Source organism: Collinsella sp. i06-0019-1H4, assembly GCF_042849575.1.
Taxonomy (GTDB): Bacteria; Actinomycetota; Coriobacteriia; order Coriobacteriales; family Coriobacteriaceae; genus Collinsella.
Genome location: NZ_BAABYB010000001.1, coordinates 2,217,042 through 2,243,305 on the forward strand (window position 1 = coordinate 2,217,042; position 26,264 = coordinate 2,243,305).

General features: G+C 61.5%; 22 protein-coding genes. 6 read left to right on the forward strand and 16 right to left on the reverse strand.

Annotation, left to right across the window (positions count from 1 at the left end; all coding sequences use genetic code 11):
* Positions 1-214 precede the first annotated feature (214 nt).
* Positions 215-1,582, forward strand: coding sequence for an ATP-binding protein (locus tag ACGHEN_RS09835; RefSeq protein WP_390399098.1), 1,368 nt, complete (start codon positions 215-217; stop codon positions 1,580-1,582).
* A gap of 39 nt (positions 1,583-1,621) precedes the next feature.
* Here ACGHEN_RS09835 and mazG read toward each other — a convergent pair whose 3' ends face one another.
* Genes mazG through larC form a run of 3 tightly spaced genes read right to left on the reverse strand, consistent with a single transcriptional unit; the run spans position 1,622 to position 3,574 of the window.
* Positions 1,622-2,482: a nucleoside triphosphate pyrophosphohydrolase gene (gene mazG, locus ACGHEN_RS09840; protein ID WP_118081466.1), complete on the reverse strand. Its 861-nt coding sequence runs from the start codon at positions 2,480-2,482 to the stop codon at positions 1,622-1,624.
* A 2-nt stretch (positions 2,483-2,484) separates the two neighbouring features.
* The gene (gene yfcE / locus ACGHEN_RS09845; protein ID WP_373204951.1) at positions 2,485-3,033 is read right to left on the reverse strand and encodes a phosphodiesterase; all 549 of its coding nucleotides are present in this window, start codon (positions 3,031-3,033) and stop codon (positions 2,485-2,487) included.
* A 55-nt stretch (positions 3,034-3,088) separates the two neighbouring features.
* Positions 3,089-3,574 carry a nickel insertion protein gene (gene larC / locus ACGHEN_RS09850; RefSeq protein ID WP_373204952.1) on the reverse strand — a complete coding sequence of 162 codons (486 nt, stop codon included), beginning with the start codon at positions 3,572-3,574 and terminating at the stop codon, positions 3,089-3,091.
* Positions 3,575-3,767: 193 nt separating this feature from the next.
* Between larC and ACGHEN_RS09855 the strand changes: the two genes are divergently transcribed.
* Positions 3,768-4,679 (forward strand): PHP domain-containing protein, encoded by a 912-nt coding sequence (locus tag ACGHEN_RS09855; protein WP_390399101.1) that lies wholly within the window; start codon positions 3,768-3,770, stop codon positions 4,677-4,679.
* A 309-nt stretch (positions 4,680-4,988) separates the two neighbouring features.
* On the opposite strand, the gene hisE is transcribed toward ACGHEN_RS09855, so the two are convergent.
* From hisE to ACGHEN_RS09910, 11 genes are all read right to left on the reverse strand, one after another.
* Positions 4,989-5,306 carry a phosphoribosyl-ATP diphosphatase gene (gene hisE / locus ACGHEN_RS09860; RefSeq protein WP_006235893.1) on the reverse strand — a complete coding sequence of 106 codons (318 nt, stop codon included), beginning with the start codon at positions 5,304-5,306 and terminating at the stop codon, positions 4,989-4,991.
* A gap of 46 nt (positions 5,307-5,352) precedes the next feature.
* A complete protein-coding gene (gene hisI / locus ACGHEN_RS09865) occupies positions 5,353-5,682 on the reverse strand; it encodes a phosphoribosyl-AMP cyclohydrolase (RefSeq protein WP_055285578.1) in 330 nt (109 codons plus the stop codon).
* Between the two features lie 142 nt (positions 5,683-5,824).
* Entirely contained in the window at positions 5,825-6,607 is a 783-nt protein-coding gene (hisF, locus tag ACGHEN_RS09870; RefSeq protein ID WP_390399103.1) for an imidazole glycerol phosphate synthase subunit HisF, read from the reverse strand.
* 3 nt (positions 6,608-6,610) lie between these two features.
* Positions 6,611-7,354, reverse strand: a complete 744-nt coding sequence (locus tag ACGHEN_RS09875) for a HisA/HisF-related TIM barrel protein (RefSeq protein ID WP_390399106.1) — start codon at positions 7,352-7,354, stop codon at positions 6,611-6,613.
* A complete protein-coding gene (locus ACGHEN_RS09880; protein ID WP_316365380.1) occupies positions 7,351-8,052 on the reverse strand; it encodes an imidazole glycerol phosphate synthase subunit HisH in 702 nt (233 codons plus the stop codon). The genes ACGHEN_RS09875 and ACGHEN_RS09880 overlap by 4 nt, the downstream gene beginning before the upstream one ends.
* 137 nt (positions 8,053-8,189) lie before the next feature.
* Positions 8,190-8,777: an imidazoleglycerol-phosphate dehydratase HisB gene (gene hisB / locus ACGHEN_RS09885; protein ID WP_118388252.1), complete on the reverse strand. Its 588-nt coding sequence runs from the start codon at positions 8,775-8,777 to the stop codon at positions 8,190-8,192.
* A complete protein-coding gene (gene hisC / locus ACGHEN_RS09890) occupies positions 8,778-9,893 on the reverse strand; it encodes a histidinol-phosphate transaminase (protein ID WP_390399110.1) in 1,116 nt (371 codons plus the stop codon). It abuts the gene before it with no gap.
* A 1-nt stretch (position 9,894) separates the two neighbouring features.
* Complete coding sequence (hisD, locus tag ACGHEN_RS09895; RefSeq protein ID WP_390399111.1) at positions 9,895-11,331, reverse strand: histidinol dehydrogenase; 1,437 nt, start codon at positions 11,329-11,331, stop codon at positions 9,895-9,897.
* Positions 11,332-11,436: 105 nt separating this feature from the next.
* Positions 11,437-13,152, reverse strand: coding sequence for an ATP phosphoribosyltransferase (gene hisG, locus ACGHEN_RS09900; RefSeq protein ID WP_390399112.1), 1,716 nt, complete (start codon positions 13,150-13,152; stop codon positions 11,437-11,439).
* A 487-nt stretch (positions 13,153-13,639) separates the two neighbouring features.
* Positions 13,640-16,168 (reverse strand): phosphoketolase, encoded by a 2,529-nt coding sequence (locus ACGHEN_RS09905; RefSeq protein WP_390399115.1) that lies wholly within the window; start codon positions 16,166-16,168, stop codon positions 13,640-13,642.
* A gap of 204 nt (positions 16,169-16,372) precedes the next feature.
* Positions 16,373-17,401: a LacI family DNA-binding transcriptional regulator gene (locus ACGHEN_RS09910; protein ID WP_117774262.1), complete on the reverse strand. Its 1,029-nt coding sequence runs from the start codon at positions 17,399-17,401 to the stop codon at positions 16,373-16,375.
* Between the two features lie 183 nt (positions 17,402-17,584).
* Between ACGHEN_RS09910 and murB the strand changes: the two genes are divergently transcribed.
* Positions 17,585-18,547 carry a UDP-N-acetylmuramate dehydrogenase gene (gene murB / locus ACGHEN_RS09915; RefSeq protein ID WP_390399117.1) on the forward strand — a complete coding sequence of 321 codons (963 nt, stop codon included), beginning with the start codon at positions 17,585-17,587 and terminating at the stop codon, positions 18,545-18,547.
* Positions 18,548-18,615: 68 nt separating this feature from the next.
* Here the strand turns inward: murB and ACGHEN_RS09920 are convergent, their stop codons facing one another.
* Together ACGHEN_RS09920 and ACGHEN_RS09925 are read right to left on the reverse strand one after the other, a co-directional pair.
* On the reverse strand, positions 18,616-18,981 hold the full coding sequence (locus ACGHEN_RS09920; RefSeq protein WP_147350683.1) for a hypothetical protein: 366 nt from the start codon (positions 18,979-18,981) through the stop codon (positions 18,616-18,618).
* 482 nt (positions 18,982-19,463) lie between these two features.
* Entirely contained in the window at positions 19,464-20,672 is a 1,209-nt protein-coding gene (locus ACGHEN_RS09925; protein ID WP_390399119.1) for a hypothetical protein, read from the reverse strand.
* A gap of 267 nt (positions 20,673-20,939) precedes the next feature.
* Here ACGHEN_RS09925 and galE point away from each other — a divergent pair, with 267 nt between their 5' ends.
* The 3 genes from galE (at position 20,940) to ACGHEN_RS09940 (ending at position 26,124) form a co-directional block, all read left to right on the forward strand.
* Complete coding sequence (gene galE, locus ACGHEN_RS09930) at positions 20,940-22,001, forward strand: UDP-glucose 4-epimerase GalE (protein ID WP_118081984.1); 1,062 nt, start codon at positions 20,940-20,942, stop codon at positions 21,999-22,001.
* Positions 22,002-22,209: 208 nt separating this feature from the next.
* Positions 22,210-23,727: a 4-alpha-glucanotransferase gene (gene malQ / locus ACGHEN_RS09935; RefSeq protein ID WP_390399121.1), complete on the forward strand. Its 1,518-nt coding sequence runs from the start codon at positions 22,210-22,212 to the stop codon at positions 23,725-23,727.
* A gap of 129 nt (positions 23,728-23,856) precedes the next feature.
* A complete protein-coding gene (locus ACGHEN_RS09940) occupies positions 23,857-26,124 on the forward strand; it encodes a glycogen/starch/alpha-glucan phosphorylase (RefSeq protein WP_390399123.1) in 2,268 nt (755 codons plus the stop codon).
* Positions 26,125-26,264: the final 140 nt, after the last annotated feature.

Consider the following 26,264-nt stretch of genomic DNA (forward strand, 5'->3'; position numbering starts at 1 on the left):
GTTTTTGCACCGAGCATTCATCTCTAGAGGTCGCCCCCCCCATTAAATTCTTCTATCGGCATACCGTCTTTACCTGGCTTGCGAATGAAAGAGCCAATAATGTGCTTTTACATCGTTCAAAGTTCTGGATATCGTGCAATTCTAAGGGTCTGAAGTTCTGGATATCGTGCATAATCAGGTTATAAAAGTTCTGGATATCGTGTACGAGGTAGCCATGCTTAAACGAAAAGCCTATGACAAACTACTAAAATGGAAGCATGAAAGCGCTGGTAAAACAGCACTTCTTATTGAAGGAGCCCGCCGCGTCGGCAAGAGCACGCTTGCCCGCACGTTTGGAGAAACCGAATACAAGTCCTGCCTTGTCATTGATTTCTTTCAAGCACCTGCCGAAGTTAAGCAATATTTTGAGGACTATCGCACTGACTTCGACTCGCTCTTCCTCTATCTCTCGGTTTTCTATAACGTCAAACTCTATGAACACGAGACGCTTATCGTCTTTGACGAGGTCCAGATGTACCCGCAAGCACGCGGACTCATCAAGTATCTCGTTGCAGACGGACGTTACGACTACATCGAAACTGGATCCCTGCTCAGCATCAAGCAGAACATTAAAGATATCGTCATCCCATCCGAGGAAGAGTCTCTGGAACTTGAGCCCCTCGACTTTGAGGAGTTTCTTTGGGGCATGGACGAAAAGGGGCTGGCCGATCTCATTCGCATGAGTTTTAACAAGATGAAGCCGCTCCCCGATGCCCTACATCGCAGAGCGCTCTCCCTTATGCGCGAATACATGCTCGTAGGCGGCATGCCTGAGCCGGTATCCATCTATGTTGAACAGCGCGCTTTTGCGCCCGTCGACGCTTCGAAGCGCCGAATCGTCCAGCTCTATCGCAACGATATCTCTCGTTTTGCAACCGGTTACGAATTCAAAGTCGTCTCCGTACTCGATGGCATCCCGGGTCAGCTCTCTAGGCACGAAAAACGATTCAAGCTTTCCTCACTTGATAAAAACGCACGCATGCGCACCTACGAAGAAGCCTTCTTTTGGCTGGCAGACGCGCGAATTGCCAATATCTGCTATGCCGCAAGCGAACCGAGCGTGGGCCTTTCACTCAGCATGGAGCAAACGGCCCTCAAGTGCTACATGGCGGACACCGGCCTGCTTGTAACGCTTGCCTTCTCTGACAACAACGATACCGATGAAGACGTTTACAGGGCCGTGCTTCGCGGCGACATCGGATTGAACGAAGGAATGCTTACCGAAAACTACGTTGCCCAATCTCTAAAGGCCAATGGATACAGACTCTTCTTTTATTCCCAAAGCGGAAAGAAGGAGGGGGAGGAGCGCATGGAAATCGACTTCCTCGTTACCCGACCCTATGTCAATGCCGCCGGAAAGCCGCGCATCAGCCCCATCGAAGTTAAGTCGCCACGCAGATACGGAACCATCTCCCTCGACCGATTCCGCGCGCGCTTTAACAAGAAGATTGGGATGGCTTACGTGTTGCACCCTAAACAACTCGAGTGGGATGCCGAAGCACAGCTGGCACATCTTCCGTTGTATATGGCTTTTTGCTTGTAGAGACCTCTCTACGAATGGATGCCGTGAGAGACGCAGGCCTCACTCGCTTGCTTTTGCTTGGTCCCACAGGTCGTTGAGTTGAGCGGTTGAGCAGGCGGCGAGGTCATCGCCCGCCTCGTGCACGGCGGCCTCCATCGCAGCCCAGCGACGGCGGAACTTTGCCGTGCTGGCGCGAAGGGCGCTCTCGGCGTCGATTCCTTCTTTGCGCGCAACGTTGACTAGGGCAAAGAGCAGGTCGCCAAACTCCATCTCGCGCTCGGGCGAGCCGGGCTCCTCGGCCTCAAACTCGGCACGCTCCTCAGCTACCTCGTCCCACACATCCTGGACCGTCTCCCACTCAAAGCCCACGGCAGCCGCCTTGCGCGACACCTTCTGCGCCTGCATCAGCGCCGGCAGATGCGTGGGCACGCCGTCGAGCAGACCCTCGGGCGCAGCTTCGCCCGCTGCCACGGCCTTGTCCTTGGCAACCTTCTCGGCAAGCTTGACCTCATCCCAAATCTTGAGCACCTCGTCGGAGCTCTCGGCGTCCGCATCGCCAAACACGTGTGGGTGGCGGCGGATGAGCTTGGCGTCGATATCGCGCGCCACGTCGGCCAGCGTAAACTCGCCGGCGTCCGCCGCAATCTGCGCATGCAGTACTACCTGCATGAGCACGTCGCCGAGCTCCTCGCGCAGATGCGTGGCATCATCGGCCTCGATGCAATCGAGCGCCTCGTAGGCTTCCTCGATCATGTTCTTGCCGATGCTCTGATGCGTCTGCTCGCGATCCCACGGGCAGCCATCGGGCTGACGCAGACGCCAGATAGTCTGCACCAGATGCTGCAGCTCGGCCGACGCGTCGACCAGCGTGGACAGGTCGCGCGAACCCTCGGCATTTTGCTGAGCCATGTGCTGCGCCATAGTTATTCCTCCTCCAGGACCACGTGACGGAACACGCCGCCCTCGTAGATGCCGTAGCTATGCGTACCGTCCTTGGGAATGCTCACGCTGCCGGGATTGAAGAGCCACAGGCCCGGGTGCGCGGCGCTCTCCTCGTTGACCTTGATGTGCGTATGGCCGTAGACGAGCGCGGAGCCCTCGGGCAGCGCGGGCGCGTGGTCGACGCTGTTGTGCATGCCGGCGCCAAAGACGTGGCCGTGCGTCAGGAACAGCTCACGGCCGGTCTCGTCAAACAGCGTGGCGTAGTCGGCCATGACCGGGAAATCGAGCACCATCTGGTCGACCTCGGCGTCACAGTTGCCGCGCACCGCGATGATGCGGTCGGCCAGGGCATTGAGCAGCGGAATCACACGCTTGGGAGCGTAATCGCGCGGCGGGTCGTTACGCGGACCGTGATAGAGCAGGTCGCCCAGCAGGACGATGCGGTCGGGCTGCTCGGACTCGATGGCGGCGACCAGGCGCTCGGTCCAGTATGCCGAGCCGTGGATGTCGGAGGCGATGAGGTATTTCATGGTGGTCCTTTCGGGTGGGGTTGATGGAGCTGGGCGTGGCGTGCCGCCAGCCGCGTTACTCAAATCGCAGTGCCGCGCTCTGGGCCGCCTGCATCACGCGTTGGAGCGGCACATTGTGCTCGCGGGCAAGGCGGGCGCAGTCTTCGTACTCGGGCGCCGCGCGCTCGCTGCCGTCGGGCAAAGTCGCCACCTTGACGGACACCTCGCCCCATGGCGTTGTTACGCGCTCAAAGCGGCGTGGTAGGCAAACGCGCTCCATAACCTGGCGGCGGATGCCATTGGTCGTGGTTTCCAAAAAGACAATCGTCTGCAGGCGCTCGATATCCTCGTGGGTACAGATTACCTGCAACTGCCAGCCGGGACGGCCCTTTTTGCAGTAAAGCGGCAACCAATGCACTTCGCGGGCGCCGGCCTTGCGCAGGCAATCGGCAGCGTAGGCAAGCACCTCAGGCGACGCGTCATCGATGTCGCACTCCAGTTTGACGATAGTTTCGGGCGCATCGGTCTCGCGAGACAGCGGGGATGTGGTATCGCATGGCATACGGTCCGGCTCCTTTCCGCACGGGCTCGTTTTGTTCACCCAAACGCTAACACATCGCGGGCGGCGTGGATGTGGCGGAGCGCGATGAGCGCGATTTTCCCTGTCCGCAAGAAACCGACACCCCGGCGCGCTCGTCGCATCGAGAGCCGCGCCGCTACAATGGAGCGAATTCGCCTGACGCAAAGGAGCTGCCATGTCTGCTTGCCCGCTGGTCGATTGCCATACCCACACCTCGTTTTCGGACGGGCACGCCTCGTTTGAGGACAACGTTCGCGCCGCTGCTGCGGCCGGGTGCCACGTCATGGTCTCGACTGACCACCTCACCCTACCCGCCAGCATGGACGCCAACTGCGAAGTGCAGGTTGTCGAGGGCGACCTGCCGGCACATCGCCTGGCCTTTGAGGACGCCCGCAAGCTTGCCGCGCAGATTGCGCCGGAGCTCGAGCTTATCTATGGCTTTGAATGCGATTGGTACGAGGGCTGCGAGCCTTTGGTCGAGCGCTGGTCAGCGGGTGCCATAGTGCGCTTGGGCAGTGTGCACTGGACTGGCGATCCGGGCGATATCATGGCCGGTGCTGCGGGCACGGCGGGGACGGAGGACGTCGCTCGTCCCGATACGCCCGATTCGCTTTGTGGCTGGGTCGACGATGACACCGACCTGCATGTTTGGGAAAACCTGGGCGTACGCGGCGTGTGGGAGCGCTATGTCGATAACTGGTGCCGCGCCTGTGAAAGCCCGCTTAACTTTGATGTAATGGCCCACCCCGACCTGGTCATGCGCTTTTCGAAGGAAGGCTTTGCGCCCGACTTTGACCCCGCGCCATTCTGGGAGCAGATGGCAGAGTGTGCACACGACACGGGCCGCCGCGTTGAGGTCTCGACTGCCGCGCCGCGCAAGGGGCTCGACGACTACTACCCCGCGACCGGATTGCTGCGTTGCTTTGCCCATGCCGAGGTGCCCATTACCTTTGGTTCGGATGCGCACCGCGCCTGCGATATCTGCTGGAACATCCGCGAGGCCCAGGCCCACGCCTACGACTGTGGCTATCGAACCTTCGACATCCCCCACCTCACCGGAGAATGGGAGCCCACGCCCCTCGCCTAAGACTAGTCGTTGGGGACACTCTTCACAAATGACCCCTTGGGGACGGAGGAAAACAGGTCGTTTTGCTCACCACCGACGCCCGTGCAACACCACCCGCCAAAAAGAACGCCCGTTTACTACGATGAACCGCAAACCTCCGACCATCGGCTTAATGTGGAAAATAAAACCGCAGGTAGAAGCGTTGACGATTTGCTCAAAATCGACGTGTGGTCAGCAGATCCAGTTTCATCGTAGTAATTGGGCATGCTATTTGGCAGCGCCGGCAAAGACTGTCCCAAACGACTAGTCGTTTAAGAACGTCCCCAATGACTAGTGGCGGCGGGCGTTGAGTTCGCCGGCCAGTTCGTCGAGGGTGATGCCGTAGCGCTCAAGCGTCACGAGCAGGTGGTAGACCAGGTCGCCGGCCTCGTAGCGAATGTGATCGTGGTCGTTATCCTTACAGGCCATGATGACCTCGCTCGCCTCCTCGGCAAGCTTCTTGAGCAGCTCGTCCTCGACGTCGGTCAACAGGCGAGCGGTGTAGCTCTCCTGCGGCGATGCGTCGCGACGACCATGAATCACCTCGGCCAACCCCGTCAGCGTCTCACCGATATTTCCATCCTGAACATTCGCAGTGCGCACACCCATGGTTCAATCCTTTCTGGTTGGCCAAGCGCTTAGTCGAGCGCCCGCCCTACGCGAGTTTCTTAAAGAAGCAGGTACGGTTGCCGGTGTGGCAGGCCGGACCCGGCGAGTCGACCTTGACCAGCAGCGTATCGCTATCGCAGTCGGCCCAGAGTTCCTTGACCTCCTGCATATTGCCGCTCGTCGCTCCCTTGTTCCAGAGCTCCTGGCGGCTACGGCTCCAAAACCACGTGGTGCCGGTCTTGAGCGTCAACCCCACCGACTCCTCGTTCATCCAGGCAACCATAAGCACCTCGCCGGTGTCATACTGCTGAACAACACAAGGAATCAGCCCCTTGGCGTCGTATGTAAGCTTTGAAGGATCGGTTATCTCTTCCATTTCTCTTCCCAAATTCAAACTTCGCAGGTCGGCGAGGGTTGCCCAGGTGCCCGAGATTCCGAGCGACAAGCCCGACGACGCGTACTTTGGTACGCGAGGAGGGTTGGAGCCGGAAGGTTGGGTGCCTGGGCAAGCCGCAGCGCTAGAAATCCAATCTCATGGGAATACCTTGAGATGCCATGTATTCCTTCACCTGGCGAATGCTGAAGGTTCCAAAGTGAAAGACGCTGGCCGCCAGCACGGCGTCGGCTTCGCCCTCGATCACGCCCTCGGCAAAATGCTCGAGCGTGCCCACGCCGCCGCTCGCGATGACGGGAATCGGCACCGCGCGCGCCACGGCACGAGTGAGTGCCAGGTCAAAGCCAGCCTTGGTGCCGTCGCGATCCATGCTGGTGAGCAAGATCTCGCCGGCGCCGCGACGAACCGCCTCCTCGGCCCACGCCACCGCATCGATACCCGTGGCGTTACGGCCGCCCGCCGTGAAGACCTCCCACTTGTCGGCACCGGATGCGCCGGGCAAACCAACGCGCTTGGCATCGATCGCCACGACCACGGCCTGGCTGCCAAACGCCGCGGCAGCCTGGCTAATCAGCGACGGGTCGCGCACGGCGGCGGAGTTGAGCGACACCTTGTCGGCACCGGCGGCCACCATGGTTCGCATGCCCGCCAGGTCGCGAAAGCCGCCGCCCACGGTATAGAGAATGGCCAGCTCCTCGGCCGCATGCGCCGCCATCTCGATGGTCGTCGCACGGTTGTCGCTCGTTGCGGTAATGTCCAGAAAGACGACCTCGTCCGCACCCTCACAGTCGTAGGCACGCGCCAACTCCACCGGATCGCCCGCATCGCGCAGGCTCACAAAGTTGACACCCTTGACCACGCGGCCGTCCTTAACGTCCAGACAGGGAATCACACGCTTGGTAAGCATGGGCTACTCCTCCCCTCGGGCGGCGGCCAGCGCCTGTGCCAGCGTAAAGTTGCCCTCGTAGAGCGCACGACCGGTAATGGCGCCTTCAATCGCGTCCTCACCGGTCGCGGCCAGCGCGCGGATGTCGTCGAGCGTCGAGATGCCGCCCGAAGCCACGACGGGAAAGCCCACGACCTCGGCCACATGGCGATACGCCGCCACATCGATGCCCGTCTGCATGCCATCGCGCGCGATGTCGGTATACACCAGATGCTTAAAGCCCAGCTCGGAAAGCTGCGCCACGGCATCGTCGAGCGCCACGCCCGCGCCATCGCGCCAGCCGTTCACCTTGACCTGGCCGTCGCGCGCGGCAATGTCAGCCACCAGCAGCTCACCAAAGCCTTGGGCCGCCACCTCGGCAAAACCCGGCTCGGTCACGAGCACGGTGCCCAGCGCGATGCGGCGAGCACCATAGCCTGCCAGCTCGTCGATGCGTGCGAGCGAGCGGACGCCGCCGCCCACGTCCACGGACAGACCGTCGACGCCGCAGATGGCCTCGATCGCTGCCGAGTTGGCAGCGCACGCGTCCTCGTCCTCGCCAAAGGCAGCGGACAGGTCGACGACGTGCACCCAGCTCGCGCCCTGCTCGGCAAACGAGCGGGCGACGGCCACGGGGTCGTCGGAATATACCTTGCAGCGGCTGCGGTCGCCGCGCTCCAGGCGCACGACCTTGCCGCCGATCAAATCGATTGCGGGAAATAGGATCATCGGCCACCCTCCTCGACGATGTTAACGAAGTTCTTAAGGATGCGCTGGCCCAGCGCGGAGGATTTCTCGGGATGGAACTGGCAGCCCCACACGTTGCCATGGCGCACGATGCACGGGAAGCTCCGCGTATAGTGCGTGCGCGCCAGCACATCGGCGGCATCGGCGTCGTCGGCCACCGCGTAGCTGTGGGTGAAATACATGTTGGCGCCCTCGGCAAAACCGGCAAGCAGCGGATCGGCCGCACCGGCGGGCGTCATGTGCACCTGGTCCCAGCCCACGTGCGGCACCTTCAGGCGGCTCGACTCCAAGCGCGTGCACGAGCCGCGCATAATGCCCAGGCCATCGACCCAGGGACCACCAGCCTGCTCGGAAGCGCTGTCGTCCGCGTCCGCACCCTCGTCCGCTGGCACGCCCTCGTTGCCGCGCTCAAAAAACAGCTGAAGGCCCAGGCAGATGCCGAGCAGCGGAGCTCCGGCGGCAACGGCGTCGAGCGCCGCGTCCGCCTCGCCGCTCTGGCGCATAAAGGCGATCGCGTCATAGAACGCGCCCACGCCCGGGATGACCAGGCCGTCGGCGTTGCGGATCTGCTCCGGATCGTCCGACGTGCAGGCAGCGGCACCAGCGCGCGCAAGCCCGCGCACGACGCTCGACAAGTTGCCCTTGTGGTAGTCGACCACCACGATCTTCGGTTCGCCCACGCGACCCTCCCTTTTCCCATTCAAAACCTGCCAAAAAGGGACAGGTTTATTTTGGTCGGTTAAACGTTCACCCACCACATGAGACAGCATTTCCGCAGATAAAACCTGCCAAAATAAACCTGTCCCTTTTTGGCAGGTTACAGCGAGCCCTTGGTACTGGGGATGCCCTGCACGCGGGGATCGAGCTCGCAGGCGTGGCGCATCGTGCGGCCCACGGCCTTAAAGGCGGCCTCGATAATGTGATGCGAGTTGCCGCCCGCCAGCTCGCGCACGTGCAGCGTGAGCTTGGCATCGCGCGCAAAGGCGTAGAAGAACTCAACGGCCAGCTCGGTATCAAAGCTGCCCACGCGCTCGGTCGGCACGGGCAGCTCGCAATAGGCCTGCCCGCGGCCCGAGATATCCACGGCGGCCATCACGAGCGTCTCGTCCATGGCAATCGCCGCGTCGGCAAAGCGTGTAATGCCCGCCTTGTCGCCCAGCGCCTGGCAGAACGCCTCGCCCAGCACGATGCCCGTATCCTCGACGGTATGGTGCGCGTCGACCTCAACGTCGCCCACCGCGTGTACCGTCAAATCAAACAAACCGTGGCGGCCAAAGGCGTTGAGCATGTGGTCGAAAAACGGCACGCCGGTCGAGATATCGCACGTACCGGTTCCATCTAGGTCGAGCTTGACGACAATATCGGTCTCCCCCGTCTTACGGGTTACCTCGGCATAGCGGCCCATCTACATCTCCTCCTTCACCAGCGCGGCAAACGCAGCCAGCACCTCATCATTTTCCTGCGGGGTACCCACGGTAATGCGCAGACAGTCCGCAAGCCCCGGCGCATAGCTAAAATCGCGCACCAAAATCGAATACTCATCGCGCAGACGCTCGCGCACGCGCGTGGCATGCGGCGTGCGCACGAGCACAAAGTTCGCCGCGCTCGGCCACGCCTCCACGGGCAGGCCCTCGGCAGCCATCGCGCGCAGGGCGGCCAGCTCGTGCTCGCGCTCGGATGCGACCTGCGCCACCACGGGCGCATAGGCATCACGGGCACGCACGCAGGCAAGTGCCGCCGCCTGGCTCAGCACGTTGACCGAATAGATCTGGCGAATCGCCGCGAACACGTCGATAACCTCGGGCGCCGCGATCACGCAGCCCAGGCGCGTGCCGGCGGCGCCAAATGCCTTGGACAGCGTATGCAGAATCACCAGGTTGGGATGCTCGGCGATAAGTCCCTGCGCCGTGGTGGCCGCGCCAAACGAATCGTCGGCAAACTCAACGTAGGCCTCGTCGACCATGACCATGCCGGGGCACGCATCGCACAGGGCCGCGACAAAGTCGAGCGGAGCCACATCACCCGTGGGATTGTTGGGCGAGGTTACGATTGCCAGGTTGCATTCGAGTGCCGCTGCAAGCACGGCTGCCTGGTCGAGCTCAAAGGTCGCCGGATCGCGCCACACGTCGCGCACCTCGGTCTGACAGAGCGACGCAAAGAACGCGTACTCGCTAAAGCACGGTGGGCAGTTGAGCAAAGTCCTCCCCGCGCCGCCAAACGCCAGCAGATAGTTATAGAGCAGCTCGTCGCCGCCGTTTCCCACGCAGATGTTCTCGCGCGTCACGCCATGCCAGGCAGCAAGCTCGTCGCGCAGGTCGTTGGACATGGGATCGGGATAGCGGTTGAGCGGCGTGGCAGCCAGGGCGGCGTCGACCGCCTCGCGCACGCCAGCGGGCACGGGATAGGTGTTCTCGTTGGCCGAAAGGTTGATGCGCGTGGGCGTAAAGTTAGGATCGTAGGGCTCAATACCGGCCAAGTAGGGCTGGACGAGCTCCTTCATGCGCGGCGTGAGTTCGGCCATATTAGGCCTCCTCGACGACCGCGCCAACGGCACCGCCCGCAGCCGCCGCCAGGTCCACACCCTCGGCAACCGTCGCCACAGCGTCGCCCGGCCAGGCGACCTTGGTCAGATCGGCCGCGGCCAGAGACTCGGCACTCACGGCATCCTCGCCCTGCTCCAACACGCGGCGACGCAGAGCGGCGGAAAGCGCGTGCGCCCACAGGCCCTCAGCCTCGGCCAGGCGCTGCGTAGCGGGAGCGTCGGAGAGCAGGCCCTCGGGCGTATAGCAGATGACGCTCGAGCGTTTGACGAACTCCTCCACCGAAAGCGGGTTGGAGAACATGGCGGTGCCGCCGGTCGGCAGCGTGTGGTTGGGTCCGGCAACATAATCGCCGAGCGGCTCGGAGCTCCAAGCGCCCACAAAGATGGCCCCGGCGTTGCGAATGCCGCCGAGCAGGCCCATCGCGTCCTTGCAGTGCAGCTCCAGGTGCTCGGGCGCCACGGTGTTCACCGCTTCGACGGCGGCAGCCATGTCGGCGGCCACCACGATGGTGCCCTCATTGTCGAGCGAAGCGCGCGTGATCTCGGCGCGTGGCGACTGCGCTACCAGAATATCGATACCCGCCTCGACCTCACGCGCAAACCGCTCGTCGCAGGTCACCAGATAGCTGGCTGCCAGCGGATCGTGCTCGGCCTGGGCCATCAAGTCGGCCGCGACCACCATGGGCTTGGCCGTAGCATCGGCCAGCACACAGACCTCGGAGGGGCCGGCGACCATGTCGATACCCACGTCGCCCGAGACAATCTGCTTGGCCGCGGCGACAAAGGCGTTGCCCGGGCCGGTGATCTTGTCGACGCGCGGAATGGTCTCGGTACCGTACGCCAGTGCGGCCACGGCCTGGGCGCCGCCCACCATATAGATCTCGTCCACACCGCCGAGCTTTGCCGCGGCGAGCGTGTAGGGGCTGATCAGGCCGTCCCTTTGCGGCGGGGTCACCATGACCACGCGCTTGACGCCGGCGACCTTGGCGGGAATGGCGTTCATAAGCACGGTGGAAGGGTACTGCGCACGACCGCCCGGCACATAGATGCCGGCCGCAGCAAGCGGGGTCACCTTAACGCCGAGCATCGTGCCGTCCGGGCGCGCGGTAAACCAGCTCTGCTCGACCTCGCGCTGGTGGAACTCGCGAATCTGACGCGCGGCCTTCTCGAGCGCCGCGACAAAAGCGGGATCGAGGCCCTCGAGCGCGGCATCAATCTGCTCTTGCGGCAGACGGAAGCTCTGCAGCTCAACGCCGTCAAAGCGCTGGCAATAGTCGCGCACCGCGGCATCGCCGTTGGCACGCACGTTGGCCACGATATCGCGGGCGGTGTCGACGATGTTTTGCGGCAGTACGCCCTTACGGTTGAGCTGGTTGGTAACGAGGCGCTCACCGGGAGCAAGCTTGATGGTCTTCATATCGGTATCCCCTATCGGTCGAGGTTTTGTTCGAAAAACGAGAGACCGGGCGGCGGCGCCAGTCGGCCCGCAACCCGGACGTTGGGGCGCCCGTGCGTGCTCGCGCTATTGTGCCGAGCCCGCAACGGGCTCAAAATGCTTGTCCTTCACGGCTGCCGCCAAGCGATCTGCCAGATTGCGAACGCGCGGATCCAGGCGCGCGGCACCCGGATTGACAAAGAAGCGGGCCGTGCAGTCCATAATGCGACCGGTGATGACCAGGTCGTTGTCGCGCAACGTGGCGCCCGTGGCGGTAATGTCCACGATGCGGTCAGTCATGCCGACGATGGGACCCAGCTCAATATTGCCGTGCAGCGAAACGATGTCGGCATTCACGCCGCGCTCGGCATACCAGGCGCTCGCGATGCGAGGGTATTTGGTGGCCACGCGAAGCGACCCGCGACGGGCGTAGTTGCGCTCGGCCTGACCGGCGCGCCATGCGGGCTCCGCCTCAATGAAAGTGCACAGGCCGTAGCCCAGATCGACCAGCTGCAGCAGGTTGAGGTCTGCCTCGATAAGCGAGTCCCAGCCGCAGATGCCGCAGTCGGCGCCGCCGCAGCCCACAAAGGCAGGCGCGTCGCTGGGGCGCACGATGACAAACTCGACATCTCCGACCGCGCCTTCGCCGGTACGCGTGTCGCGGCCGCGCACGATCAGGTGACGGCCGGGATCGCGCAGCTCAGAGACGTCTAAGCCTGCAGCCTCGAGCACGTCGAGCGTGTCGGCCTTAAGCGAGCCCTTGGGCACGGCAATGCGCAGCGGACCCTCGGCGCCACGGCCCACGGCATGGTCACCATCGGAAGCGGCATCCTCGGCCGAGGTGCGCGCGGCCTCCAGGCGCTCGAGCGAAAAGGCGAAGCCCGCCGCCGGCACCTCGATGCCGTCGCCGAACGCGCCGGTAAAGATGGAGTCGTAACGGCCGCCCGAACCGACCGGGTCAGGCAGGCCGCCGGCATAGGCCTTAAAGACCAGGCCCGTGTAGTAATCGAAAGAGTTCATGATAGAGAAGTCGAACGACAGCACCTGGGCGTCCTCGGGAGCCAGACCCTCGACCAGGGCACGTAGCTCGCGCGTCAGCGGCGCGGCGATACCGGCGGCAGCCAGCAACGCGTCAACGCGGTCGAGCACTTCGGGGCCACCGTGCAGGCGCGGCAGCTCGCTAATGGCGGCTTTGACGGCATCGGACTCGGCGCTTGCCGCCACGCGGGCATCGAGGCCCACAAAGTCGTTGGCGTGCACGCAGCGCAGCGCCTCGGCAGCCAGCTCGCGATCTTCGCACGCCGCAAGCAGCTCCTTAAACGGACGCACGCTACCTGCGATAATGCGTGCATCGGGCAGTGCGAGCTTACGCACAGCCTCGGCCACGAGCGAGACAATCTCAACATCGCCCGCGGTATCGCCCGCACCGATAAGCTCAAAGCCCAACTGTGTAAACTGGCGCGAGCCGCCGGCGTTGCGCTGGCACTCACGAACCACCGGCGCCTCGTAGCGAAGGCGCAGGGGCAGGTCGGCCGCACGCATGCGGGTCGAAACCAGGCGCACAATCGGCAACGTGTTATCGGGACGAACCACCAGCAGGCGACCGTCGTCGTCAAAAAGCTTGAACGGCGTGTCCGCGATGCGGCCGCCTTCCTCGAGCGAACCCTTGTCCTCGAGCAGCGGCGTCTCGACCGGAAGGTAATGATGCTCCCTGAAACAGCCCTTCACCGTCAGCGCAATCTCCTCGCGCGCCTGAGCCTCCTCGGGCAATATGTCCCGGAATCCCCACGGTGTGGCCGTCATCTGGTGAGCCTCCTCATGCTGCGTTTCATATAGAACAGAAGACCGGCATAGCTCCGCCGGTCTTCTGGGTACTTTAGCATACTAGAGTGCTTGCGGGGAGAATCGCCCTCCTCGGCTCACAGCGTATTCATTTGGAAACATAGGAGCGGATCGCCCGCGGCCCCGCTCGCCCAGCGGAAAAGTTCACGGACGAGGGCCGGGGAGGCATGCTTTGTTTTGAGAAGTGGGCTCCGCGAACTTCTCAAAACAAAGCATGCCTCCCCGGCCCCGGCAATGTAATCTTGGCTGACCAAAGTTAGATGCACGGCTTCTAAGGCAGCGTAAGCATGGTCCCCATTACATAAAAAATAATCAGCCCCCGCATATCGAAACGGTCGAGAGGGCCTGCTCCGGGCGGGTTGCCTTGCTCCGGGAAGTTCGCGAAGCCCACTTCCCGGAGCAAGGCAACCCGCCCGGAGCAGGCCCCAGCGCGAGGCCGTCCCGGATGCTATTCGTTGTCGCCTGCGGTCATTTGCGTTGCGGAGAGCGCGCCGTCGGCAGCAGTTGCGGCTGCGGCGTCGGGCCAGACCCAGTCGGTAAAGGCCGGGTGATCGAAGCCCTCGTCGCACGCGAACTCAAAGGCCTCGGTGCGGAAAGCCTCCCACTCATCAATCTGCTCGGCAAACTTATCGGCGTCGACCATGTGCAGCACGTCGGCGGCCAGTGCCCAGCGGTCCATGTTATTCAGGCGCAGCATGTCGAAGGGCGTGGTCGTGGAGCCCTTCTCCTCGTAGCCGTGGACGCGGAAGGCGTCGTGGCCGGGGCGGTTCCAGATCAGGCGGCGAATCGTGCCGGCATAGGCGTGGAATGCAAAGAGCACGGGTTTCTCACCGCAGCCGAACAGCTCAGCCCAGCGCTCATCGCTGATGGCCTGGTCGTTCTCGCAGACGTTCTGAATCTTGAGCAGATCGACCACGTTGACGAACCACACCTTAATGCCCAGCTCGCGCAGCATATCGGTTGCAGCCAGGGCCTCGAGCGTCGGCACGTCGCCGCACGTGGCGACCACGACGTCGGCCTCGGCGAGCGAGTCGGCAGTCGATGCCCACTCCCAAGTCGCGACACCCTCGGCGAGCTCGGACTTGGCCTCGTCGACCGTCTGGAAGGTGGGGGCGGGCTGCTTGCCACAGAAGATGGCGTTAACGCAGTCGGTGGACTGGTAGACGCGCTCGGCCACAGCAAGCGCCATGTTGGCGTCAGCCGGATAGTAAGCATTCACGATATGCGTGTCGTTGGCTTTGTTGAGCAGCAGGTCGATAAAGCCGGGATCCTGGTGCGAGAAACCGTTGTGGTCTTGGCGCCACACGTGGCTCGACAGCAAAATGTTGAGACCGCTGATTGGAGCACGCCACGGAATCTCGCGCTTGGTGGCCTCGAGCCACTTGCAGTGCTGGTTGACCATGGAATCGACCACGTGGACAAAGCTCTCGTAGGAGCTCCACACGCCGGAGCGGCCGGTGAGCACGTAAGCCTCGAGGAAGCCCTCGCACTGGTGCTCGGACAGCTGCTCGACGACCTTGCCGGAGCCGGCCAGCAGCTCGTCGTTGGCCTCGTCCTCGTAGAAGCCGGCATCCCACTGCTTCTTGGTCACCTTGTAGGCGGCCTGCAGGCGGTTAGACGCGGTCTCGTCGGGACCAAAGATGCGGAAGTCGTCCATGTTCTTGGCCAGAACGTCGGCAGTGTACTCGCCAAAGACGCGGGCGGCCTCGGTGGAACCCCAGCCGTGGCCTTTCTCGGCGACGGGAATCTCGTGAGCGTGAATATCGGGCAGCTCGAGCTCGCGGCGCACCTTGCCGCCGTTTGCGTTGGGATTGGCGCCGATGCGCAGCTCGCCGGTCGGCATAAAGGCCGTCACCTCGGGGCGCACCTGGCCCTCGGGCGTAAAGAGCTCCTCGGGCTTGTAGGAGCGCAACCACTCGCGCAGCACGCGGAAGTGCTCGTGGGTGTCCTTGGCACTCGCCAGCGGCACCTGATGCGCGCGCCAGGAGTCCTCGGTCTTCTTGCCGTCAATCTGCTTGGGGCAGGTCCAACCCTTGGGCGTACGGAACACAATCATGGGGTAGGCCGGACGGACCACGGTCTCACCCGCGGCGGCCTGGGCCTGTGCGGTGGCCTTGATGTCGCAAATCTCGTCAAAGACCTGCTCAAACAGGGCGGCGAAACGCTCGTGGATGCTTGCATGGCTCTCGTCGTCAAAACCGGCGACAAAGAAGTGCGGCTTATAGCCCATGCCCTCAAAGAACTTGGTGAGTTCTTCGTCGGACACGCGGGCAAGAATGGTGGGGTTGGCGATCTTATAGCCGTTGAGGTGCAGGATCGGCAGGACGATACCGTCGGTTGCCGGGTTCACGAGCTTGTTGGACTGCCAAGAGGTCGCGAGCGGACCGGTCTCGGACTCGCCGTCGCCCACCACGGCCACGGCCAGCAGGCTCGGGTTGTCCATGACGGCGCCGTAGGCATGGCTGAGCGTGTAGCCGAGCTCACCGCCCTCATGGATGGAGCCGGGCGTCTCGGGCGCAAAGTGGCTCGGGATGCCGCCGGGATAAGAGAACTGGCGGAAGAACTTCTGCAGGCCTGCCTCGTCATTGGTGATGTCGGGGCGAATCTCGCGGTAGGTACCATCGAGCAGCGACTGGGCGGTGCCGGCGGGGCCACCGTGGCCCGGGCCCATCAAGAAAATGGCGTTCTGGTTGTGGTCGGCAATAAGGCGGTTGACGTGGCCGAACAGGAAGTTGATGCCGGGCGTGGTGCCCCAGTGACCGACCAGGCGGTGTTTAACGTCCGGGCGACCAAAGTCGCGCACCTCACCGGTCTTCTCGTCGACAAAGTCGGGGCGCATGAGCGGATTAGAGCGAAGGTAGATCTGACCGACGGACAGATAGTTCGATGCGCGCCAATACAGGTCGACGCCCTCGAGCTCGGAAGCCGGTACCTCGTGGCCCAGCTTTTGCCACGGCGTCCCCAGTGTTTTAGCCATTGTTTACGTCCCTTCGCTGCGCGGTCGCCTTCCGATACGGCAACCTTTCGTTGGGACTAGTATATTTGCTAAAACGTTTTATCATGGTGAAAAAACGTTTTAGCATCCTGATTTGCCATGTAGACAGGCAAAAGCAGACATTCACCTGCGGCATTGCCTGTCACAGGTGCTCCACATTCAGTCTCTGCAAATTGATAAACGTGTTTAGTTGTGTTTAGTAAGCTCGAGAACGCTGTCCTTAACGATAAGCGCCGGCTCCAGAACGACCTCTTCGGCACGCCTACCGCCCCTACCGGCAAGACGCTTGGACATGCAGCCAAAAGCATGCTCCGCGAGGACACCAGGATCCTGCTCGATCGCGGTCAGCGCCGGCTCAAAGAGAACGTCGGCCGCCGAGTTGTCATAGCTCACCACCGAGATATCGCCCGGAATGCTCTTCCCCATCTCGTGCAGGCGCTTGAGCAAACCGAGGGCAATGTTGTCCGAGCTTGCGAACACGGCGGTGGCGTCAGTTGCGAGCACCGCCTCCGACGCCTCGTATGCGCTCGGAATGTAGTACTCGCTCTCAAACTCCAAACGTGCGTCGATCGGCAGCCCCACCTCGCGCAGCGCACGCTCGTAGCCGGCAAGACGTTTACGACCCGTATTGGAACGGCGAGCATTAACCAAGCAGGCAATGCGACGGTGACCCTGCTCGATCAAATAGCGGGTAGCCATGTAGCCACCCATCTCGTGGTCGAACATCACCTTGTCGCACTCGAGCCCCTCAATGGCGCGGTCGACCATTACCGCCGGAATGGGCAGATGGCTGACTTCTTCGCGCAGGGCGCGGTCGTCGGAGAACTCGTCACCCACCACCAGAAAGACGCCGTCGACGCCGCGCGTCACCAGCTGGCGCAGCAGCTCAAGATCATCGTCGGCACTTCCACCCGAGCTGGTAATAAAGAGCGCATAGCCGTCCTCGCGGCAGCGCTTTTCCAAGCTGCCGGCGAGCGAGGCAAAAAAGCGGCTCTCGATATTGGGAACGATAAGGCCCAGCGTACGCGACTCGCGCATGACCAGGCTACGAGCAATCTGGTTAGGAACATAGTGGTTGCGCGCGGCGACCTCCTTGATGAGCTTGCGGTTTTCTTCCGAGATGCGACAGGGCCGATTATTGAGAACAAGCGAGACCGACGAGGGGGAAAGCCCCACCTCCTGGGCGATCTGCTTGAGGGTGACTTTGTTGGCCATCTCGCTCCTTCCGGGTTTACGCGCAATCTCTTGAAAGTATAGCGACTGCCCCTCTACCTCGGTGATAAACACTTTACCAATCCGGTGGACGGCTGTTTTATCGCCGTCAGCGCACCAAATCCGTCCGGGTGGGGTATATTGCAATCGATTGATGACGACGACCACCAAAAGGCGGATATTCATATGCACGAGAACGACTTTTTTAACGAAGACCTGCTGTGCGCGCTCGCTGGCGTTGCCGGCGAGGACAACGTGCTGATGAGCGAGCCCATGCGCGAGCACACCACGTTTAAGATCGGCGGCCCGGCCGACGTCTTTGTCACGCCCGATACCGAGCAGGCCCTCGTCGCCACGCTCGATACCTGCTATCGCTGCGATCTGCCCCTCACCATCGTGGGCAACGGCTCCGACTTGCTCGTCGGTGACAAGGGCATCCGCGGCATCGTCGTGGCACTGGGCGAGGGCCTCTCCGACATTACGGTCAACGGCACGCACGTTACGGCAGCAGCCGGCACCTTGCTTTCCGATGTCGCCGCGGCGGCAGCCGAGGCCGGTCTCACCGGCATGGAGCCCATCTCGGGTATCCCCGGATCGGTCGGCGGCGCCTGCTACATGAACGCCGGCGCCTATGGCGCCTGCATGGCCGATGTGCTGGAGTCTGTGCGCGTCTACAAGCCCGCCCGCATGCTCGACGACGGCACCCGCGGCAGTGGCAACATCATCGAGTTCGATGTCAACGAGCTTAACCTGGGCTATCGCAAGAGCCGCATCGCTGACGACGGCTTTACCGTGCTTTCGGCCACCTTCAATCTCGCCCCGGGCAACGCCGCGATGATCAAGGCCGACATGGACGACTATCGCCAGCGCCGCGAGGACAAGCAGCCACTCGACATGCCGAGCGCCGGCTCCACCTTCAAGCGCCCCGAGGGCTACTTTGCCGGCAAGCTCATCATGGATGCCGGCCTGCGCGGCCATGCTGTCGGCGGCGCGCAGGTAAGTGAGAAGCACTGCGGCTTCATCGTCAACGCCGACCACGCCACCGCCGCCGACGTCGACGAACTCATCCGCCACATCCAAGCAACCGTCAAGGACCAATTCGGAGTAGACCTACAACCCGAAGTCCACCGAGTAGGCGAATTTTTATAGCCCGCTCGCCGCGGTCCACTTTAATTAATAACGGGACAAGTGATGTAGCTCACTTGTCCCGTTTTCATTTATTTGCGAAGAACATCGGCCATCCGCAGGATTGAAATCATCGACCGATAAGTGAGTTCCACCTTTTCGCCCGCAAGCAGTCGTTTCGAGCCAATCTCATCTAGCCCCACAAGCCGAGAAAACAGCAAGCTACTCATCGTGCCCTCGTCAATTGATTCCTTTATGGTCTTCAAAACGTCCGTATCATGAAGCGACGCCGAGCTGTAGGGGGCAACACGAGCGGAACTCTCAATTAACGACGAGACAAAAGGATGGAGATGCTTTGGACATAATCCATCAAACACCACATCCCCATTGTCATCCGAGCCGACTAGTCGCCAACTATAATGATCGACCCAGTCGTCTCCGTCATATATGGTGTCCATGAGCAACTTCCCGTCTAGAGAGAAACCTGTTTGAACATCGGGGCGCAAGACCGCAATCCATATAGGACCCGCAGCAGCTCCAACCCAACGCACCACACGACAATTGTATATTGCGACTATTTTAGATCTACATGATCAGTTCGAGTTCGCAACAAGGCGATTATTGCAGCTAGGTTATATTTCATTTTCCACTTTGATGAGCCGTCGGCTCCAAATTCCAAAACCGAAGTCCACGGAGTCGATAATTTTATTTAAAAAGAAGGCCCCGAAAGGGGCCTTCGCCATCTTTATATCAGACAACCAGTCCGGTGTGTCGCGCTTTGAACCCGGAAGGTCCGGGACTGCGGGCGAGGCATAAGGTTGGTCGCGAGTTCCGCACGCAAAGAAGGCCACTTAATGTGGCCTTCGTCTTGCGCAGGACTGTAGAGCAGGCAACCTTATGCCTCGCCCGCAGTCCCGGACCAACCAGCTTCAAGCCGCAGTTACGACAGCGCAATACCGCCGAGCCAGCCCCAGCGCACGCCAGAGCCAGTGCCGTAGAACCCAATGAACGAGTCAAGCGACCTCGACGTGATGGCGCCCTCGTTACTCATAACGATGCCGCCACCAACATAGATGCCCACGTGGCCATAGATCAGGCCCGGTATGCCGGTACCGCTATGCGATGAGTCGGCAACAATCATGCCCACCTGCAGCGCCGAGCGGTCGGAGCTATAGCACCAGGCATTAAACATGTCGCACGCGTTGCCGCCAAAGTAGCCAACGCCGGCGTTGCGGAAGACATTGGTGACCCACGCTGCGCACCAGTTCTGACCCGGCGAAGGCGTGGAGTAGCACGCGTTGACGACGGCCTGCTGCTTGCCCGAGCCGGCATTCTGTTGCGGGGTTCCGGGCGCATACGATCCGCCACCCGAGCTTGAACCACCCGAGTAGGAATTGTTCTTGTTCGCGGCGGCCGCGGCAGCGGCGGCGGCCTTCTTGGCAGCCTCCTCGGCCTGGGCGGCAGCGAGAATCTCGGAATCGCGCTGAGCCATGAGCTCCTTGACGTCGTCGGAAAGACCGCTCAGCACGGTCTGGACCTCTTGCTGCTTGGCCTGCATGTCCTGCATCTGGGCAGTCTGCTGGTCCTTGAGCTTCTCTAAGTCGGCTTTTTGCGACTCGAGCTCAGACTTCTGCGTATCGAGCTCTTTCTGTATGGTCTGGATATCCTCGATGGCGTCGCGGTCGCTCTTGTTGATCTTCTCAACATAGTGCGCATTGGCGACGAGCTCCTCAAACGAGCCCGAGGCGAGCAGCAGCGACAGGATGTTGGTGCCGCCCGACTTATAGCTGGCGGAAACGCGATCGGAAAGATCGCCGCGCTTCTTTTTGAGCTCGGCCTTCTTTTCGTCAATCTGCGCCTGCGTGCTGTCAATCTGGCCCTGTACGCCCTCGATATCGTTGAGGGTCTGGGCGTTCTTGTTGGCCAGCGCCGCGTATTCATTTGCGATGCTGTCGAGCTGGGCCTGGACCTCGTCAAGCTGAGCCTGGGCCGCATTGAGCTTGTCGGTGGTTTCCTTGGTGGCCTCCGCAGCATGGGCGCGAGTGGGCAGACCAAAAAGAACGGCTGCAGAAGCTGCGCCGAACAGGGCCTTGAGGGCAGTGCGACGCGAAAGCTCCTGGGAAAGGATGGAATCGCTGTTTGGTGACATATCTACTCCGTTACATGTTTATTTATATGTCGCTCAACTCATACATATTAGCGTACATCCGACGCATCCCAACGATTTCCACGAACGGCAGCAAACCGCATGGTCGGCGGCTCGTATGCAAACGTCAAAGTCAAGGTTACGCCCACGCCAAACATTTCAATGAGTACGTTAGCATGTTCATCTGCTTTTCCCGCCCTGCACGTTTTGGGTGCCCCTGCCTGCGCTATACTCCCCTGAAGAAGTGTTCCTGATTCGATAGGAGACTACATGTCCAAAGCACTCGACCCCAAAGACACCTGCGTCCTCGTAACCGGCGGCGCCGGCTTTATCGGCTCGCACACCGTCGTTCAGCTGCTCGAGGGCGGCTACCAGGTCGTCATCGTCGACGACCTCTCCAACTCCAGCGCCGTCGCCGTCGACCGCGTCAAGACCATCGTGGGCGAAGAGGCTGCCAAGAACCTCACCTTCTACGAGGCCAACGTGCTCGACCGCGAGGCCATGAACAAGATCTTCGACACCCATCAGATCGACCGCGTCATCCACTTCGCCGGCTTTAAGGCCGTCGGCGAGTCGGTGAGCAAGCCCGTCGAGTACTACCACAACAACATCGAAAACACCCTGGTGCTCATCGACGTCATGCGCAACCATGGCTGCAAGTCCATCATCTTCTCGAGCTCCTCGACCGTCTACGGCGATCCGGACAACCCGCCTGTCACCGAGGAAGACCCCAAGAAGCCCGCAACCAACCCCTATGGCTGGACCAAGTGGATGATCGAGCAGATCCTTATGGACGTTCACACCGCCGACCCCGAGTGGGACGTCGTGCTGCTCCGCTACTTCAACCCCATCGGCGCCCATCCGTCGGGCCTGATCGGCGAGGACCCCAAGGGCATCCCCAACAACCTGGTGCCCTATGTCGCGCAGGTTGCCGTGGGCAAGCTCGAAGCCGTTCAGGTCTTTGGCAATGACTACCCCACTCCCGACGGCACGGGCGTGCGCGACTATATCCACGTGTGCGATTTGGCCTCCGGCCACGTTGCCGCCCTCAACTGGATGAACGGCAAGACCGGCGTCGAGATCTTTAACCTGGGCACCGGCACCGGCACCTCGGTGCTCGAGGTCGTCGCCGCCTTCTCCAAGGCCTGCGGCAAGGAGCTGCCCTATGTGATTCGCGAGCGCCGTGCCGGCGATATCGCCGCCAACTGGTGCGATGCCTCCAAGGCCGAGCGCATGATGGGCTGGAAGGCCCAGTACGACATCGCGGACATGTGCCGCGATAGCTGGAACTGGCAGAGCCACAATCCCAACGGCTTCGCCGACGCCGAGTAGCAAATACCTACATACCGCTCTTGCCCCGATCTCACGTTGTGAGGTCGGGGCTTTTTCACGGCATGTAACCATTCGCCGAAAATCGACCAACTTTTATATCTTGCCTGTACATGTTTAAACAACATGTTTTACAATAGGCATATCGAATCAGAACATCGGAGGCGGACTGCACACCCATCGGCAGGCCGACCCCACAACAAGAAGGTTGGTGAGCGCATTCATGGAGCGTGCAAGCGGCGTCCTCATGCCCGTCTCATCTCTGCCCGGACCATACGGAATCGGCGGCTTTGGCTGGAATGCCTACGACTTCGTCGATTTTCTCGCCTCGTGCAAACAACATTACTGGCAGATTCTGCCCCTTACGACGACCAGCTATGGCGATTCGCCCTATCAGTCGTTCTCGGCCCGCGCGGGCAACCCTAACTTCATTGACTTTGCCGAGCTTATCGAGGCCGGCTATCTGGAGCAGCACGATATCGACGGCGTGTACCTGGGCTCCGACCCCAGCAACGTCGACTACGGCGCCATCTTTGCTGGCCGCCGCCAAATCCTCGACCGTGCCGCCGAGCGCTTCGCCGCGGATAAACCGGCCGATTTCGACGACTTTATCCAGGCAAACGAGGGCTGGCTCATTCCCTACTGCGAGTTTATGACCGTGAAAGAGGAGTGCGGGCTCAAGGCCTTTTGGGAGTGGCCCGAGGAGCTCCGCCGCCGCGGCGAGGCATCCAGCAAGGTCTGCGCCGCCCATCCCGAGCGCATGCTCTACCACCAGATGACGCAGTACTTCTTCGATCGCCAGTGGGGCCGCCTCAAGGCCTATGCCAACGAGCACGACATCCTGATCATCGGCGACCTGCCCATCTACGTCTCGCGCGACTCCGTCGAGATGTGGGCCACGCCCGAGCTCTTTAAGATCGACGCCGCCGGCAATCCCGTGAGCGTCGCCGGCACGCCGCCCGACCAGTTCTCGGCCACCGGCCAGTACTGGGGCAACCCCATCTATGACTGGGATGCTATGGAAGCAGACGGCTTCTCCTGGTGGGAAGGCCGCATCCGAGCCGCCCTCGACATGTACGACATCATCCGTCTGGACCACTTCCGCGGTTTCGAGGCATTTTGGGAGGTGCCGTTCTCCTCTCCCGATTCGTCATATGGTACATGGACGCAGGGACCCGGCCTCAAGTTCTTCAAGACACTCGAGGAAAAGCTCGGCACGCTGCCCATCATCGCCGAGGACCTGGGCTTCCTCACCCCCGGCGTCATCGACATGCGCGACAACTCGGGCTTCCCCGGCATGAAGATCCTGCAGTTTGCCTTTGAGGGCACCAACTCGTACTACCTGCCGCATAACTACATCGCCAACACCGTCGCCTATGTGGGCACCCACGACAACGAAACGGCGCGCGGTTGGTTTGAGGGAACGGCCACCCCGCGTCAGCGCGAGCAGGCAGCCCTGTACACCCATCAGCAGACCGGCGAACCCATGGCAGATGCACTCAATCGCACCATCGCCGCCAGCGTGAGCGATACCTGCATCTACACCATGCAGGACCTGCTCAATCTGGGCAACGAGGCGCGCATTAACACCCCCGCCACCCTGGGCGGAAACTGGACCTGGCGCATGCTCGATGGCGCCATCACCCGCGAGCTCGAGCACAAGCTCACCGGCTGGACCGAGACCTACTTCCGCATCCCATCGGAAGCCGAAATCGAGCTTCCTCAATAGGAGCCACCGCGCCCGACCCCACCCCACCGTGCGGACGCGACCGCTTTTCCCGCGCGAGGCCACTCCAATCCCCTCGCGCGGGCTTCTTTTGAATTTCTGACATGTCGTCAACTCGCCACAGGAGGAAACATGCCCTGTATCAATCTTGCGGATCTTGCCGAGCAGTCCTTTGGAACTTCGCTCGAGCAACTCGATGACCGCCGCATTTACAAACTGCTGGTCAAGCTCGTGCAGGAGCGCTCTGCTGCCTGCCCACTCAACAATGGCAAGAAAAAGCTCTACTACATCTCTGCTGAGTTTTTGATTGGAAAACTGCTGATCAACAACATGATCGACCTTGGCATCTATGCCGAGGTTAAAGACCAGCTCACCGCTGCCGGCCACGACCTCAACAAGATTGAGGAGTTTGAGGTCGAACCGTCGCTGGGCAACGGCGGCCTGGGCCGTCTGGCCGCGTGCTTCCTGGATTCCATTGCCACGCTGGGCCTTACCGGCGACGGTGTGGGCCTCAATTACCATTACGGTCTGTTCCGTCAGCGTTTTACCGACAACCAGCAAAAGGCCGTCCCCGATGAGTGGCTTAGCGAGCAGGACATCCTGATCGATGACGACCGCTCCTACACCGTCGAGTTTGGCGATTTTGCCGTTACCTCCAAGCTCGTCAACATCGATGTGCCCGGTTACGACCAGCCCACCAAGAACCGCCTGCGTCTGTTCGACCTGGCAAGTGTCGACGACGGCCTGGTCCCCGGCAGCTCCATCGACTTCGACAAGACGAAGATCGCCAAGAACCTCACCTTGTTCCTCTATCCGGATGATTCCGATGAGCAGGGCCGCCTGCTTCGCATCTACCAGGAGTACTTCATGGTGAGCAACGCCGCCCAGCTCCTGATCGATGAGGCCGTCGAGCGCGGCAGCAACCTGCACGATCTGGCCGACTACGCCGTGGTCCAGATCAACGACACGCACCCCACCATGGTCATTCCCGAGCTCATCCGCCTGCTCACCACCGAGCACGACATCGAGTTTGACGAGGCCGTTACCATCGTGCGCTCCATGGTCGCCTACACCAACCACACGATCCTTGCCGAGGCGCTCGAGAAGTGGCCGCTCGCCAGCCTGCAGAAGGTCTCGCCCGCCATCGCCGACATCATCGTCAAGCTCGACGAGGTTGCCAAGGCCGAGCACGACGACCCGCGCGTCGCCATCATCGACGAGCACGACACCGTCCACATGGCCCACATGGACATTCACTTTGGCTTCTCCATCAATGGCGTCGCCGCACTCCACACCAAGATTCTGGAGGACACCGAGCTTCACCCGTTCTACGAGATCTATCCCGAGAAGTTCTCCAACAAGACCAACGGCATCACCTTCCGCCGTTGGATCCATGGCGCCAACCCCGCGCTCGCCAGCCTGCTCGACGATGTGATCGGCACCGATTGGCGCAGCACCGGCGACCTGAGCAAGCTCGCCGAATTCGCTAACGACAAGGATGTTCTTGAGCGCCTGGCCGCCACCAAGGCCGAAGCCAAGACCATCATGCGCCAGTTCATGGCGCTCGAGCAGGGCGTGACCATTCCCTCCAACGCCATCATCGACGTCCAGGTCAAGCGCATCCACGAGTACAAGCGCCAGCAGATGCTCGCGCTCTACATCATCTGGAAGTATCTCGACATCAAGAACGGCAACAGACCTAAGCATCCCGTCACCATCATCTTCGGCGGCAAGGCGGCACCTGCCTACACCATCGCCCAGGACATCATCCATTTGATCCTGACACTGTCGCAGTGGATCGCCAACGACCCCGACGTGGCCCCCTACCTGCAGGTTGTCATGATCGAGAACTACAACGTCACCGCTGCTGAGCGTGTGATCCCCGCCGCCGATATCTCCGAGCAGATCAGCTTGGCCTCCAAGGAGGCGAGCGGCACCTCCAACATGAAGTTCATGCTCAACGGCGCTTTGACCCTGTGCACGCTTGACGGTGCCAACGTGGAGATTGCCGAGCTCGTGGGCGACGAGAACATCTACACCTTTGGTGCCTCTTCCAAGCAGGTCGAGCAGCTCTACGCCGACGGCAGCTATGACGCCGGCGCGCTCTATCGCAAGCCCGGCATCAAGCTGCTGGTGGACTTCATCACCAACCCCGCCTTTATGGCGACCGGCAACGCCGAGCGCCTGCAGCGCCTGCACGACGACATCAAGGGCAAGGACTGGTTTATGGCCCTGCTCGACATTGAGGAGTACATCCAGACCAAGGAGCGCGTGCTAGCCGACTACGAGGACCAGGACGCTTGGATGCGCAAGGCGCTGATCAACATCGCCAACGCCGGCACCTTCTCGTCTGACCGCACGATCTCCCAGTACAACGACGAGATTTGGCACCTGAGCTAATTTCGTTTCCTTTACCCATCCTCTTGAAAGCGGAGTCGCAGCAACGCGGCTCCGCTTTTTTGCCCGCGTGTTGCCCGTGGCCCGCCTCGACAAAATCGTCTCAATCTGTAACACCTACTCGGCCAAAACGGCCCTACCTG